13 protein-coding genes are annotated in these 13,241 nt (G+C 71.7%); 6 read left to right on the plus strand and 7 right to left on the minus strand.

What is annotated here, in order from left to right; all coding sequences use genetic code 11:
• Positions 1–89 precede the first annotated feature (89 nt).
• Positions 90–1,502 (minus strand): lyase family protein, encoded by a 1,413-nt coding sequence (locus tag MEICH_RS0109155; RefSeq protein ID WP_027892361.1) that lies wholly within the window; start codon positions 1,500–1,502, stop codon positions 90–92.
• Between the two features lie 199 nt (positions 1,503–1,701).
• Here MEICH_RS0109155 and MEICH_RS0109160 point away from each other — a divergent pair, with 199 nt between their 5' ends.
• Complete coding sequence (locus MEICH_RS0109160; RefSeq protein ID WP_027892362.1) at positions 1,702–2,523, plus strand: transglutaminase family protein; 822 nt, start codon at positions 1,702–1,704, stop codon at positions 2,521–2,523.
• Between the two features lie 113 nt (positions 2,524–2,636).
• Here the strand turns inward: MEICH_RS0109160 and MEICH_RS0109165 are convergent, their stop codons facing one another.
• Positions 2,637–3,275 carry an anti-sigma factor gene (locus MEICH_RS0109165; RefSeq protein ID WP_174422432.1) on the minus strand — a complete coding sequence of 213 codons (639 nt, stop codon included), beginning with the start codon at positions 3,273–3,275 and terminating at the stop codon, positions 2,637–2,639.
• Positions 3,275–3,829, minus strand: a complete 555-nt coding sequence (locus tag MEICH_RS0109170) for an RNA polymerase sigma factor (protein WP_027892364.1) — start codon at positions 3,827–3,829, stop codon at positions 3,275–3,277. The genes MEICH_RS0109165 and MEICH_RS0109170 overlap by 1 nt, the downstream gene beginning before the upstream one ends.
• A 262-nt stretch (positions 3,830–4,091) precedes the next feature.
• Between MEICH_RS0109170 and MEICH_RS0109175 the strand changes: the two genes are divergently transcribed.
• The 4 genes from MEICH_RS0109175 to MEICH_RS0109190 all read left to right on the plus strand — a co-directional run bounded on the left by MEICH_RS0109175 (position 4,092) and on the right by MEICH_RS0109190 (position 8,067).
• The gene (locus MEICH_RS0109175) at positions 4,092–4,739 is read left to right on the plus strand and encodes a response regulator transcription factor (protein ID WP_027892365.1); all 648 of its coding nucleotides are present in this window, start codon (positions 4,092–4,094) and stop codon (positions 4,737–4,739) included.
• Positions 4,736–5,998, plus strand: coding sequence for a sensor histidine kinase (locus tag MEICH_RS0109180; protein WP_027892366.1), 1,263 nt, complete (start codon positions 4,736–4,738; stop codon positions 5,996–5,998). The genes MEICH_RS0109175 and MEICH_RS0109180 overlap by 4 nt, the downstream gene beginning before the upstream one ends.
• Positions 5,999–6,136: 138 nt before the next feature.
• Positions 6,137–7,519, plus strand: coding sequence for a monooxygenase (locus MEICH_RS0109185; RefSeq protein WP_027892367.1), 1,383 nt, complete (start codon positions 6,137–6,139; stop codon positions 7,517–7,519).
• 11 nt (positions 7,520–7,530) lie between these two features.
• Positions 7,531–8,067: a hypothetical protein gene (locus tag MEICH_RS0109190; RefSeq protein WP_051304067.1), complete on the plus strand. Its 537-nt coding sequence runs from the start codon at positions 7,531–7,533 to the stop codon at positions 8,065–8,067.
• 190 nt (positions 8,068–8,257) lie between these two features.
• Here MEICH_RS0109190 and MEICH_RS0109195 read toward each other — a convergent pair whose 3' ends face one another.
• Positions 8,258–9,046, minus strand: coding sequence for a PhzF family phenazine biosynthesis protein (locus tag MEICH_RS0109195; RefSeq protein ID WP_027892369.1), 789 nt, complete (start codon positions 9,044–9,046; stop codon positions 8,258–8,260).
• Between the two features lie 45 nt (positions 9,047–9,091).
• Between MEICH_RS0109195 and MEICH_RS0109200 the strand changes: the two genes are divergently transcribed.
• Complete coding sequence (locus MEICH_RS0109200; RefSeq protein WP_027892370.1) at positions 9,092–11,389, plus strand: PD-(D/E)XK nuclease family protein; 2,298 nt, start codon at positions 9,092–9,094, stop codon at positions 11,387–11,389.
• A gap of 307 nt (positions 11,390–11,696) precedes the next feature.
• On the opposite strand, the gene MEICH_RS0109205 is transcribed toward MEICH_RS0109200, so the two are convergent.
• From MEICH_RS0109205 to MEICH_RS0109215, 3 genes are read right to left on the minus strand one after another with little or no spacing between them, the layout of a single operon-like run.
• Positions 11,697–12,569, minus strand: a complete 873-nt coding sequence (locus MEICH_RS0109205) for an aminotransferase class IV (RefSeq protein WP_027892371.1) — start codon at positions 12,567–12,569, stop codon at positions 11,697–11,699.
• Positions 12,570–12,611: 42 nt separating this feature from the next.
• Positions 12,612–12,998, minus strand: coding sequence for a type II toxin-antitoxin system death-on-curing family toxin (locus tag MEICH_RS0109210; protein WP_027892372.1), 387 nt, complete (start codon positions 12,996–12,998; stop codon positions 12,612–12,614).
• Positions 12,995–13,234, minus strand: coding sequence for an AbrB/MazE/SpoVT family DNA-binding domain-containing protein (locus tag MEICH_RS0109215; protein WP_027892373.1), 240 nt, complete (start codon positions 13,232–13,234; stop codon positions 12,995–12,997). The genes MEICH_RS0109210 and MEICH_RS0109215 overlap by 4 nt, the downstream gene beginning before the upstream one ends.
• Positions 13,235–13,241 lie beyond the last annotated feature (7 nt).

The following is a 13,241-nucleotide window of genomic DNA, read 5'->3' on the forward strand; positions in this document are numbered from 1 at the left end:
CAAAACGTCTTGCGTTTGGCGTTTTGCGTACGACGTAGGACGTACGACGTAAGACGCGCGTCCGGCGTTCAGCTATCGGCGTCCCGCCTTCACTCCACCTCCGCCAGCAACTGCCGGGCCAGCCGCACCCGGTTGCGCACGGCCTGGGTCTCCTGGCGGTCCTGGGCCAGCCGGCGGCGGGCGAGGCGGAGGTGCTGGTCCTGCGCCTGGGGGGCCACCCCGCCCATCACCCGGCGGCGCTCGAGGAAGCGGCGGGGCTCGAGCGCCGCCTGGAGCTCGGGGGTGTCGTAGCCCAGGTGGGTTTGCAGGTCGGGGGGGGTGGCCTGGGCCAGGGTGCGGCCCTCGGCGGCGAGCGCGCCCAGCAGGTTCTTCACCCGGCGGTAGGCCTCGCCCAGGGGCAAGTAGCCCCCGGCCACCAGCACGTCGACGAGCTCGGAGGCCAGCACCGCGCGGTCCTCGAGGCCCTTCAGCAGGCTCTCGGGCCGGAATTCGCTCTCCTCCAGGGCCACGCGCATGAGCTCGAGCGCCCCCTCGGCCATCTCGCAAAGGCGGTCGAGGGGCTCGAGCACCCCTGTGGAGTGGTCGTTGAGGTCGCCGAAGGCGGTGGAGTGGTTGAGCTGGGTCATGAGGCTGGCTCCGCTGATGAGCTCGGCGATGTAGACCCGGGCGTGCTCGAGGATGACCGGGTTGTGCTTCTGCGGCATGATCGACGAGCCCTGCGCCACGCGCTCGCCCACCCGGAAGGCCCCGGTCTCAGCCCAGGCCAGCAGGTCGCGGATGAGGCGCGAGAGGCTTGCGCCCAGCCCGGCGAGGGCCTGGGCGAGCTCGAGGGCCCAGTCGCCCGCCGCGATGGCGTCGTAGGTGTGCTCGACCACCCCGCCGAAGCCCAGCCAGCGGGCCAGGGCCTCGCGGTCGACGGGGTAGGGGCTGCCCGCCAGCGAGCTCGCGCCCAGCGGGGAGCGGTCGGTGGTGTCGAGGGCGGCCCGCAGGCGGCGGAAGTCGCGGCTGAGCAGGTTCTCGAAGGCCGCCAGGTAGTGGCCCAGCGAGCTCGGCTGCGCGGGCTGGTGGTGGGTGTAGGCGGTCATCAAGGTGTCGCGGTGGGCCTCGGCCAGCACCAGCACCCTCTGGCGCAGGCGCAGCAGGTCGCCCATCACGGCCAGGGCCTGGTCGCGGGCGTAGGCGCGGAAGACGGTGAGGTCGAGGTCGTTGCGCGAGAGGCCCCGCCGCAGGGCTCCGGCCACCTCGGCCCCGGCGGTCTCGTTGAGCTGGAGGTCGATGGCGAAGAACACGTCCTCGACGAGGCCGCTGAAGGCGGGGAGGGGGAGGGGGCGCAGGAGCTGGAGGGCCTTCACCGCCTCGGCGGCGTGGGGGACCCGCAGGGCGGCGAGCCCCTTGGCGTAGGCGCTCAGGGCGTCGAGGAAGTGGGGCACCAGCCGCTCGCGGGCGAAGCGGTAGTGGCGCATCAGGACGCGGCGTCGGTAGGTGGTGTTCCAGGGGGACATAGGTACTCAGCTTTCACTCAGCTAAGGCTCAGGGCTTTCTCAGGCGCTTACTTCAAACTTTTTGGCGTGAGGGTCACGCCACAACCCCCTCACCTCCCTTGACCGCCGGATCGCCACTCCGGCGGATTTTTTTTGCACCCGTGCGGACACCCGCTCAGTTTAGCCAATCGAAGGCCCGGGGTGGGGTAACCTGAACCCGGTGCGCCTGCGCGTCCGCCACACCACCGAGTACCGCTACCTCGAGGAGGTCCAGGACTCCTTCAACGAGCTGTGGATGACCCCGGTCGATGATCACCGCCAGTGCCTGCTCGAGCACCGCCTCTTCGTCGAGCCCCTCACCGCCGTGCGCGGCCGCCAGGACTACTTCCACAACCGCGTGCACGACTTCCACGCGACCACGCCGCACAAGAGCCTCAGGGTCGAGGTCTTCGCCCGGGTGCTCACCTTCCCCAGCCCCACCCCCCTCCCGGTGCCGGTGGGGCAGCTCGAGCCCCTGCGCGAGCGCTTCTTCGAGTTCCTGGCCCCCACCGCCCGCGTGCCGCTGCACCTCGACTGGGGCCAGATGCTCGGCTTCCGCAAGCCCCACGCGGCCGAGAGCCTGCACGGCTACTTGCTCGAGGTCGCCCGCCACCTCTTCCGCTCGTTCACCTACGACACGGGGGCCACGCGGGTGGACACGCCGCTGCGGCGCTTCGTGGAGGGGCGCCGGGGCGTCTGCCAGGACTACGCCCAGGCGATGCTGGCCCTGTGCCGCAGCCACGGCATCCCCGCCCGCTACGTCTCGGGCTATCTCGCCACCGGCGTGGGCGCCGAAGGCAACCACGCCTGGGTCGAGGCCTTCGTGCCCGGCTCAGGCTGGGTCGGCTACGACCCCACCAACGGCGACGCCGTCACCGAGCTGTACGTCAAAACCGCCCACGGCCGCGACTACGACGACTGCCCACCCCTCAAGGGCCTCCGCCGCGGCGGAGGCCAGGAGGAGCTCAAGGTCTTCGTCAGCGTGGAGGCAGAGCCGAGATAGGGAGGCGGGGAGGGTTTATCCCCCTGGCCCCCCTTGCTAAGGGGGGAACAAGGCGTCTTGCGTTTTGCGTTTAGCTATCGACTATCAGCTATCGACTATCGACCATCGACCCCTCACGACACCGAAACACTCCCCAGCGGCTCGGTAGGCTGCGCGCTGCCGCCGGGGGGCTCGAGGCTCACGCCCATGCGCTCGAAGCCCTCGAAGCGGGTCTCGTAGACCCGGCCCCGGAACACGCCCAGCGAGACGGGCTTATCGCCCTTGCGGCCCCAGGCCTGGTAGACCTTGCCCTCGGGGGCGGGGTCCTTCATGACGATGAGGCAGCCGCCGTCCTCGAGCCAGATCATGGTGCCGACGCCCTCGCCCCGGGCGTTCTTGATGGCGCGCCACTTGCCCTCGGGCTCGGAGAGCCAGTGCGCCACCTTGGCCTGCTCGGCACGCAGGGCGCGTAGGGCCTGCCACTCGTAGAGGCCGAAGCTGGCGAAGACCAGCGCCAGACCGGCCGCGATCCCGGTCACCCAGGGCCAGGGCACGCCCCTGCCCCGCCGGGTGCGCGCCTGGATGCCCTGCCAGGCCCGGGGGGGCGGGGTCACGGGGGCGAGCTGATCGGGCAGGCGGAACAGGGCGGCGCGCAGGGCCTCGAGCTCGGCCCGCAGCTCGGGCGAGCGCTCGAGCTGTTCCTCGAGCCGCCGCGCCTCCTCGGGCTCGAGCTGGCCCAGCAGGTAGTCGGGGAGCAGGTCGCGCGCCTCCATCACTCGCCCCCCTCCCGCACCCGGCCCTCCAGGAACTCGCGCAGGCGCAGCAGGGCCCGGCGCACCCGGGTCTTGACGGTCCCCAGCGGCATCGCGTGGCGCTCGGCGAGCTCGCTGTGGCTGTAGCCCCAGTAGAACGACTCCTCGAGCAGCCTGCGGTCCTCCGGCGCCAACTGGGCCAGCGCCCTCTGCACCAGCACGCGGTCGGTGGGGTCGTGCTCGTGCCACAGCCCCAGCTCCTGCTCGGGGTCGTGCAGGTCGTGGTCGAGGACCTTCTGCGGCCGCGCCCGGCGCGCGCGCAGCCTCGAGAGCGCCAGGTTGCGCGCGATGGTGAACAAGAAGGTGCTCACGCCCCCGCGCTGCGGGTCGTAGCGCCGCGCCTCCTTGTAAAGCTGTACGAAACTGTCCTGCAAAACCTCTTCCGCCTCCTCGCGCCCGCCCAGCACGTGCAGCAGCAGGGCGTACACCTTGCCCCCGTAGCGCCGGTAAAGCTCCTCGAGGGCGGTTTCGTCTCCCTGAGCCACCTGCCGTATCAGGTCGCTGTCTGGCTCCACGCCCTCTATTCAACACTACGTGAGGGTGTGGCGCTATAGATGTTCAACTGGGGTCGATAGTCGATGGCTGATAGCCGATAGCCGGACGCCGGGCGCGGGGCGTGCGTCGTACGTCCTACGCCGTACGCCAGACGCCAAACGCCAAACGCAAAACGCAAGACGCCTTGGCCCTCGACCCTCGACCCTCGACGAGCCGCTAGCCACTGGCCACGGGCCAAATTTCAGCCTCACTTCAGGTGAGGCGTGCCACAATGGCGGCAGTATGCCCAAAGTGCTCCTGATCGAGGATGACCCCGGCGTGCGGGACGCGTTGCGGATGGGGCTCGAGCTCGAGGGGTATGAGGTGCTCGAGGCGGGGAGCGGGGCTGAGGGGTTGCGGAAGCTGGGCCAGGAGCCGGAGGTGGTGGTGCTCGACGTGCTGCTGCCGGGCGGGGACGGCTTCGGGGTGCTCAAGGAGATCCGGCAGCACAGCACGGTGCCGGTGCTGATGCTCACCGCGCTCGACGAGGTGGAGTACCGCGTGAAGGGCCTGCGCGGCGGGGCCGACGACTACCTGGTGAAGCCTTACGCGCTCTCCGAGCTCGTCGCCCGGCTCGAGGCCCTCCTGCGCCGCGCCTCCCGCGACCAGGAGATGCTGTGCTACGCCGACGTGGCGCTCTTCCCCGGCCGCATGGAGGCCCGGCGGGGGGAGCGCGTGCTCGAGCTCTCCCCCAAGGCTTTCCTGCTGCTCAAGACCTTCCTCGAGCACCCCGAGCGGCTCCTGCCCAAGGAGAGCCTGATGCAGCGGGTGTGGGGGGAGGAGGTCGAGCCCAACACGCTCGAGGTGCACCTCTCGGCCCTGCGGCGGGCGCTGGGCGAGCCGCCCCTGCTGCACACCCTGCGGGGGCACGGGTACATCCTGCGCCGATGAGCCCTCTGAGCCTGCGCACGAGGCTTTTGGTGTGGCTGCTGCTGGCCCTGGCGGTGCTGCTGGTGCCGCTGTGGGTGCTCACTGTGCGCGAGGCCCAGGCCACCGCCCGCTCGGCGCTCGAGCGGGCCCTGCTGGCGCGGCTGGGCTTCCTGGCGGCCACGCTCAACGTCAGCCCGCAGTCGCTCAGCCAGGTCACCAACGACTTCGGCGGGGTGGGCTTCCTGCTGGCCTCCGGCGGCACCCGCCCCGTCTGGACCGACCAGGGCGACAACCGCCTGCCCGAGGGGGTCTACGAGGCGCTGCGCGAGGGCCGCACCTTCCGCCGGCTCATCGAGGGCCGGCTTTGGGTGGCGCAGCCGAGCGAGCAGGGGGGCTTCGGGGTGGCGGTGCCGCTGGAGGAGGTGGCCGAGCTGCCCGCCCGCTTCTTCCGGCTCTACCTGAGCGTGGGGCTGGTGCTGCTGCTGCTGGCGTGGCTGGTGGGCGCGGTGGGGCTCTCCCGCTCCTTGCGCCCGGTGCGCTCGCTGGCGCGGGAGCTCTCCCTGCGCGGCCCGGAGTTCCTCGAGCCCCTCCCCACGCCGCCCCTGCCCGAACTGCGCCCGGCGGTGGAGTCGCTCAACCGCCTGATGGAAGCCCTCTCCCAGGCTTTCGAGCGCCTGAGGGAGCAGGAGCAGGCCGCCAAGCGCTTCGCCTACGGGGCCTCGCACGAGCTGCGCAACCCCCTGGCCGCGCTCAAGGGCTACCTCGAGGTCCTGCAACGCCGCCCCGGCGAGCCCCGCGCCCTGGAGGGGGCCACGCGCGAGGCCCGGCGCATGGAGGCCCTGCTGGGCGGGCTGCTGACCCTGGCCCGCCTCGAGGGCCGCGGCCAGGCCCAGGCCGAGCCCCTCGACCTCGCGGCCTTCCTGCGCGAGCGCTACGGGATGCGGGTCGAGGGGGAGGCTACCGTCACCGCCGAGCCGGCCCTGCTCGAGCTCGCCCTCGACAACCTGCGCCAGAACGCCGAGAAGCACGGGGGGCTGCCGCTGGAGGCCCGGCTCGAGGCCGAGGGCGGCGGGGTCTGGCTCTACCTCGACGACCACGGCCCCGGCTTCCCCGAGGCCCTGTTACCCCGGGCCTTCGAGCCCTTCGTCAAGGGCGACGGCAGCGGGACCGGGCTGGGGCTGGCCCTGGTGGAGGCGGTGGCCCGCGTCCACGGCGGCCGTGTGACGGCGCGCAACCGTCCCGGAGGCGGCGCGCGGGTGGGGATCTGGCTCCCGGCGTGACCCCGCTCCGGCCGGCCTGGGCCTTAAGGCACAGTTAAGCCGGGTCACGTAGCCTTAGGGCGTGAGATCCCTCGCCCTCGCCGTCCTGCCGAGCGCGGTCCGGCCCGCTGGTGAATTGCAACGCCCCGGAGGTCCGTCGTGAAGCCGTACCGCTGGATGCTGGCAGGCCTGCTCCTCTGCCTCGGGGGCCTCCTGGGCGCCGCCGACGGCTCGCCCACCTACCGCGGCGCCGTGAGCGCGATCCTCGGCGCCAACTGCACGGGGTGCCACACCGAGGGGGGCATCGCGCCCTTCCCGCTCGACGACGCCGAGTGGGCCGTGAAGATGGCCCCGGCCATCGCCTCGGCGGTGGCGGAGGGCCGCATGCCGCCCTGGCCGCCCGGCGAGGCCTCGCCCCGGATGCACGGCGAGCGCCGCCTGAGCCCGCAGGCCGTCGAGACGCTGGTGAGCTGGGCCAAGGCCGGGGCCCCGCTGGGGGAGGGCGAGAACGCTGCCCCCGCCGCGGGGAAACCCCCTGCCCGCACCCCCGACCTCACCGCCGCGATGACCAAGGCCTATACCCCGGACGCCAGGCTCTACGACGACTACCGCTGCTTCCTCCTCGACACCGAGTTCCCCCGCGACACCTTCGTGCAGGGCTACCGGGTGCGGCCGGGGCAGAGCCAGCTCGTGCACCACGTCATCCTCTTCGTCGTCGGCCCCGAGGCGGCGCAGCGGGCCAGGGCCCAGGACGGCCGGGACGGGCGGCCCGGCTGGCCGTGCTTCGGCGGGCCCGGCGTGGGGGCCGACACCGGGACCCTCGGCAACGCGCTGGGCTTTTGGGTGCCCGGCACCCAGGGCACCGACTACCCCGCCGGGACCGGCAAGGAGCTCAAGGCGGGCTCGAGGGTGGTCATGCAGGTGCACTACAACCTCAGCGCCCCGGCCCGCCCCGACCAGACGCGCCTCGAGCTCTTCCTGGCCGACCCCACCAGCCGCCCCAAGCCCGTCCGGCGCATGACCCTGGCCGCGCCCGTCGAGGTGCGCTGCCCGCCCGGTGTTTCGGGCCCGGCCTGCGAGCGCGGCTACGCGCTCGAGCGCAGCGAGCTCAAGCGGGTGGCCGAGGGCATCCACTGGCTGTGCGGCACCTCGGTCGAGGACTACCTGCGCCGCCCGCTCGGCGACGGCAGCCGCCAGGCCACCCACTGCGACTTCCCCGTGCGCGAGGACGGCACCGCGCTGGGCGTGCTGGCCCACATGCACCTGCGCGGCACCGCCTTCCGCATCACCCTCAACCCCGGCACCCCCGCCGAGAAGATCCTGCTCGACATCCCCCGCTGGGACTTCCAGTGGCAGGGCGAGTACTGGTTCGAACGGCCCATTGCCCTCAAGCAGGGCGACCGGGTGCGCATAAGCTGCGTTTACGACAACGCCGAGGCCATCCTCGGCCCCGACGGGAAGCCGCTCGAGCCCCGCTACATCACCTGGGGCGAGGGCACCTTCGACGAGATGTGCCTGGGGGGCATCTCCTGGGTGAAGTGAAGGTCCGTGTCATGAAACGCCTCGTGTTCCTGCTGCTCCTGCTCGCCCCGGCGCTGGCCCAGTACTCCGACGCCGAGGTGCTCGCCCGATGCCAGGAGGTCTTTACCCGGATGCGCCCGGTGGGGCTGTACTTCGAGCCCGTCGGCACCGCCCGCCCCCAGGGCTGGCTGATCCGGGTGCTGCTGGGCGGCGGAGCGCCGGGCACCCTGCAGCCCCTCTCCCGCCTGACCCTCGACAACCGCCTGGCCCTGATCCCCGTGGGCCTCGAGGACCTCGCCCAGCCCATCGAGCGCCCCGCCGCCACCGCCCTGCGCCTGCTCAACCAGGGACGCAAGCGCATGGAGCAGATCGGCCAGCGCCTGCAACTGGCCAACTGGATCGTCCCCGAGGCCCAGGCCTACCGCTGCTTCCTCCTGGTCGACGGCCGCGTGGTGGGCTTCCTCCGCCTCGACCGCCGCCTCGAGCCCCTCCCCGAACCCCGCTGGCTCGCCGACTACCGCCGCTCGCCCTACCGCTGGCCGCGGGATGAGACGCAGGCGAACCCGTAGGGGCATCGGGTGTCGGGAGGCTCGTGGCCTGTGGCTAGCAGTGAAAGGAACCCCTCCCCTTCCCTCCCCGGCGATGGGGAGGGGGTATCCCCCCAGCCCCCCTTGCTAAGGGGGGTAAGGAAAGGGCATCTTGCGTTTGGCGTTCGGCTATCGGCTATGGGCTATCAGCTATCGACCATCGACTATCGCCCTAATCCACCAACTCCGCCCTCATCACCGTAACCGCCTGCCCCTGGATGAACACCCGGTTATCGGCCAGCGTCACGCGCAACTCGCCGCCGCGGGCCGAGGCCTGGTAGGCCATGAACTCCTTCTTGCCCAGCTTGGAGGCCCAGTAGACCGGCAGGGCGCAGTGGGCCGAGCCCGTGACCGGGTCTTCGGGGATGCCGATGCCGGGGGCGAAGTAGCGGGAGATGAAGTCGTAGCGGGGGTCGTCGGAGCGCGCGGTGACGATGAGGCGGCCCGGGGCGACCTGCGCGAGGAGGCTGAGGTTGGGGCGGAGCTTGCGCACGGCGTCGGCCGACTCGAGCTCGGCGAGGAAGCGCACCGGGGTCTTGCCGGTGAACACCGGCTTGGCGCCGATGGCCTCGAGCAGGGCGGGGGAGAACTCGACGGGCATCACCGGCTCGACGGGGAAGTTCATCTCGATCCAGTTCCCGGCCCGCACGGCGGTGAGCAGGCCGCTGAGGGTGTGGAACTCGAGCATGGGGCTGCGGCTGTGGCCCTCCTCCCACAGCACGTGGGCGCTCGCCAATGTCGCGTGCCCGCAAAGGGCGATCTCGGCCTCGGGGGTGAACCAGCGCAGGCGGTAGCCGCTGGGCTCGGGGTTCAAAAATGCCGTCTCCGAGAGGTTCATCTCGCGCGCGACCGCCTGCATCCAGGCGGCGGGCCGCGGGGCCTCGAGGATGCACACGGCGGCGGGATTGCCGGAGAACGGCCGGTTGGTGAAGGCGTCAACTTGGACGATTCGCAGACCCATAGCGCGGTACCCCCGACAGCATACCCGGCTGGGTAGACTGTCGGTGTGCGTTTGATCGTCGGTCCACCGGCCTCGGGGCGAACCGGGCTGCTCCAGGAGCGCGCCGCGGAGGCGCTCGGGGCCCGCAAGCGCGTGTGGTGGCTGTGCCTGCCCCACCAGCGGTCTTACGTCTACCGGAGGATGGCCGGGGCGGGGGCGGTGCTGGGGCTCGAGGTGCTCTCCTTCCAGCAGGCCTACTACCGCCTGCTGGCCGCCAGCTACGGCCTGCGCCCCATCCTCACCGGCCCGGCCCGCGTCGCGCTGGTGGGGGAGGCCCTGCGCAGCGAGGCCCAGGGCCTGCCCAACCCCGGCGAGGCCCGCCTGTTCGCCCGCGCCGTGGCCGAGGCCAAGCGCTACGGCGTGCGCCCCGACCACCTTCCGGCCCTCGACCTCGAGAGCCAGCGCTTCAAGCGCGTCTTCGGGCGCTACGAGGAGCTCAAGGCCAGTTGGGGCCGCTGGGACTACGACGACTTCCGCGACGCGGCGGTGCAGCTCGTGGAGGCCGCCCGCTTCGAGCCGCCCGCCGACGTGGTGATCGTCGACGGCTTTCGCGAGCTGCTGCCTTTGGTGCTGCGCTTCCTGAAGGGCTTGGGGCAGGTCGTGGAGGTGTGGGCCGCGCTGCCGGAGGCCCCGCCCGGTCACGCCCCCCTCGAGGTGCTCCCCCCGGCGGCGGGGGCCTGCCGCACCGAGGTCTTCCGCGCCCCCAACCCGGTCGCCGAGGCCCGCTGGGTGCTGCGCTCGCTCAAGCGCGACCTGGCCCAGGGGATGCGCCCTACCGAGGTGGCGGTGGTCGCGCCCGAGTCCCGCCTGCCCGCTCTGATGACCCTGGCCGACGAGTACGGCGTGCCCCTGGTGGACTACACCCCCCGCACCGCCGCCGACACCCCCGAAGGCCGCCTGCTGCTCGACCTGCTCGAGCTCCCCGACTACCCCACCCCCACCCGCCTGCTCGCCATCCCCGACCTCGCCCCCCTGGGCCGCGCCGCCCTCGACGCCGGGCTGGCCGGGCTGGCCCCCGTCCAGCGCCTGGCCCAGCAGATGGGCCTGCAGGCCCAGCTCTCGGCCTGGCTCGAGCGCCTGGAGCCCGCGGGCGACCCCGAGGCCTGGGCCCGCACCCTCATGGACTCCATCCCAGAGGTGCGGGCCGGGCCGCGCCGCGACCTTCTGCTCGAGCGGGCCAAGGAGGCGGGGCGCATCGCCTACGGCCCCGACTTCCGCCGCTGGTGGGCCGCGCTGCTCACCGAGACTTACGAGCCCGTGCGCCCGCCGGGCGGCGTCCCCCTGCTCACCCCGACCCTGGCCTCCGGGGTGCGCTTTTCCAAGCTCTACCTGACCTACGCCGTCGAGGGGGCCTACGGCGCGGGCGAGCGCGAGGACTACTTCATCCCCGAGGAGGAGCGGCTGGCGCTGGAGGCGCTCTACGCCCGCGCCGGCCTGCCCCGCCGCTTCCTGGGCCGCGACCCCCTGATCCTGCGCGAGCTCGCCACCCGCGCCCCCTGCGTGACCATCACCTACCCCGAGGCCGACCAGAGCGGCCCCCTCGAGCCCGAGCCCGTCCTCATCCCCGACCCCCGCCGCCTTCCCCGCATCCCCGACCTCCCCACCGCCAGCCGCCTCGAGGTGCCCGGCGACGGCCTCTACCGCCCCCCCGACGGCCCGGTGCGGCTGGGCCCGGCCACCGTCGAGGACCTGCGCCGCTACGACGAGTGCGGCTTCAAGTTCTGGGTCGAGCGTGTGGCGGGCGGCCCGCGCGAGGAGGTGAGCGGCTGGCGCGCCCTGGTGCGCGAGCTCCGCGCCCTCAAGCGCCTCAACGAGGCCCGGCTCGAGGCCCTCGCCCAGCGCTTCCCCGAGGCCGAGGGCTGGCTGCGGGCCCACCAGGAGCTGCTCTTCGCGCTCAACCTGGGCTTCGCCTGGCCGGAGAACGCCACACCCCAGGCCCGCGTGGACGGCGCGCTCAACCGGGGCGGCGAGTACAACTTCTACACCTTCGCCCCCCCCGACACCGACGACCCCACCGCCTTCCTGCGCGGCCGCTGGGGCGAGCTGTGGCTGGCAGGCTACCTGCTCAAGCACAACCCCCGCCAGGTCAAGAGCGTGCGCCTGTGGGTCTGGCCCGTCCTGGGCTCCCCGCTCCCCGTCTACGACAAGCCCATCTCCCAGATCACCGGCCCCATCCAATGGCGCAACGAGAAGGTGCGGGCCACGCTCGAGCGCTACCAGCGCGGCGAGGTCAAGCCCAACCCCGGCTTCATCTGCCGCGAGTGCCAGGTGAGGGACGTGTGCCGGGAGGGGAAGGTAGGGTGAGAAGCGGTAATACCAGATTCGGTTGGTCCGTCACCGAACGGTGACGGACCAACCCGGCCGAAGGGAGACGCTTTCTTCGCCGGCCGTCAGGGAGGGGTGTGCTCTAGGATTCAAAAAGATAGCCTCCGGGGCTCTTTGGATCGGATGATTATCTTTTTGAATCCGGTATAAGCCGTCAGCGGTCAGCTTGTGGCTCGTGGTTACCCCACCCCGGCCCTCCCCGCGGGCGGGGAGGGGGTATCCCCCCAGCCCCCCTTGTTAAGGGGGGTGAAGAAGGGGCGTTTTGCGTTTTGCGTTTGGCTATCAGCTATTGGCTATTGGCTATCGACCATCGACTATCAACCGCCGCATGCCGCGCTACGTACTCCTCCACGTGCGCCTGGAAGGCCTTCACCAGCGCGCTTACCTTCGGCCCTACCTGCCCGTTGCCCACTAGGCGGTCGTCGATACGGGTCACGGGCATGACGCCGCGGGTCGAGCTCGTGATGAACACCTCGTCGGCGGCGTAGAGCTCGTCGAGGGTGAAGGCCCGGTGCTCGACGGGCATGAGCTGTTCGGCCAGGCGAAGGGCGTGGATGCGGGTGATGCCGGGGAGCACGCCGTCCTTGGCGGTGACGAGCACGCCGTCCTTGACGAAACCCAGGCTCGAGCGCGCCCCTTCGGTGACCCACTTCCCGTCGTGATAGATCACCTCGGCAGCGCCCTCGGCCTTCATGCGCGGCCCCAGCTTGACGGCGGTGAGGTAGGCGGTGGTCTTGGCCTCGGGGATCTCGCGCTCGTGGCGGTGGGTGATGACCTTCACGCCCTGCTGGTAGAGGGCGGGCGGGTACTCGCGCAGGGCGATGGGGGCGATGATCAGGTTGGGGTGGCCGGGGGTGAAGATGTCCTCGGAGTAGCCGCCCGTGAGCACGAGCTGGATCCCCGCGCTCTGGAGGTTGTTGGCGCGGATCAGCTCGCGCACGAAGCCCTCGAGCTCGGCCCTGGAGTAGGGCACCTCGAGGTCGATGGCGCGGCTGGAGTTCTCGAAGCGGTCGAGGTGGTCCTCGATGAACACCGGGACGCCGCGCAGCACCCGGAAGAACTCGAAGGCCCCGTAGCCCCGCCGCAGCCCCAGGTCGCTGATGTGGATTTTCGCGTCGGCGTCGCGCACCAACTGTCCGTTGAGGTTCACGTATTCCATCGCCACAGCCTCTAGTGTGCGTAGTTTAGCGCATCGCGCCCCTCAGCCCTCGAGGTTCCTGAGCCGTGCGGCGGTCTGGGCCTTGTCCAGCTCACCCCGGCCCACGGCGAGCGCCAACTCGTAGGCGGCGTCCTCGCTCAGGGTGCAGGGGGAGCCGTTGAGCTCGAGGAAGGTCAGGGCGGCCAGCAGCCCGGTGCGCTTGTTCCCGTCGACGAAGGTATGACCGGTGGCGATGTGGAAGAGGTAGGCTGCCGCCTGCTCGTGGAGCGTGGGGTGCAGCAACTGTCCCCCGAACTCGGCCTGGGCTTGCAGGACGGCGGACTCCAGCCGCCCAGGGTCCAGACACCCCGGCTCGCCTCCGTGCATCTCCAACGCCAGGTCGTGCAGGAGCATGACCTCGGCCACGCTCAGCCAGCGGGTGGGCCTCATTCGTCCCCACGGTCGTAGGCGGCCAGCCGGCGCAGGGTGTTGCCGTACCGCCCAACCACCGCCCGCAGGGCCCGCTCGAACTCGGGGTCGAGGGCCCTGGCCGGGCGGATCAGGATGCCATCCTCGGTGGCCTCGACCTCCACGGTGTCGCCGGAATGGAGCCCTAGGCGCTCGAGCAGGTCGGGCGGCAGGGTCACGGCGGTGCTGTTGCCCAGGCTCAGCAGGGTGCGCTTCACACCGGAA

Source organism: Calidithermus chliarophilus DSM 9957 (assembly GCF_000430045.1).
Taxonomy (GTDB): domain Bacteria; phylum Deinococcota; class Deinococci; order Deinococcales; family Thermaceae; genus Calidithermus; species Calidithermus chliarophilus.

Excerpts from the sequence above, each read along its gene's own strand:
- MEICH_RS0109205 (WP_027892371.1), bottom strand. The coding sequence starts at position 12,569 with ATGGAATACGTGAACCTCAACGGACAGTTGGTGCGCGACGCCGACGCG.
- MEICH_RS0109195 (WP_027892369.1), bottom strand. The coding sequence starts at position 9,046 with ATGGGTCTGCGAATCGTCCAAGTTGACGCCTTCACCAACCGGCCGTTC.
- MEICH_RS0109165 (WP_174422432.1), bottom strand. The coding sequence starts at position 3,275 with ATGGAGGCGCGCGACCTGCTCCCCGACTACCTGCTGGGCCAGCTCGAG.
- MEICH_RS0109155 (WP_027892361.1), bottom strand. The coding sequence starts at position 1,502 with ATGTCCCCCTGGAACACCACCTACCGACGCCGCGTCCTGATGCGCCAC.
- MEICH_RS0109210 (WP_027892372.1), bottom strand. The coding sequence starts at position 12,998 with ATGAGGCCCACCCGCTGGCTGAGCGTGGCCGAGGTCATGCTCCTGCAC.
- MEICH_RS0109175 (WP_027892365.1), top strand. The coding sequence starts at position 4,092 with ATGCCCAAAGTGCTCCTGATCGAGGATGACCCCGGCGTGCGGGACGCG.
- MEICH_RS0109190 (WP_051304067.1), top strand. The coding sequence starts at position 7,531 with ATGAAACGCCTCGTGTTCCTGCTGCTCCTGCTCGCCCCGGCGCTGGCC.
- MEICH_RS0109180 (WP_027892366.1), top strand. The coding sequence starts at position 4,736 with ATGAGCCCTCTGAGCCTGCGCACGAGGCTTTTGGTGTGGCTGCTGCTG.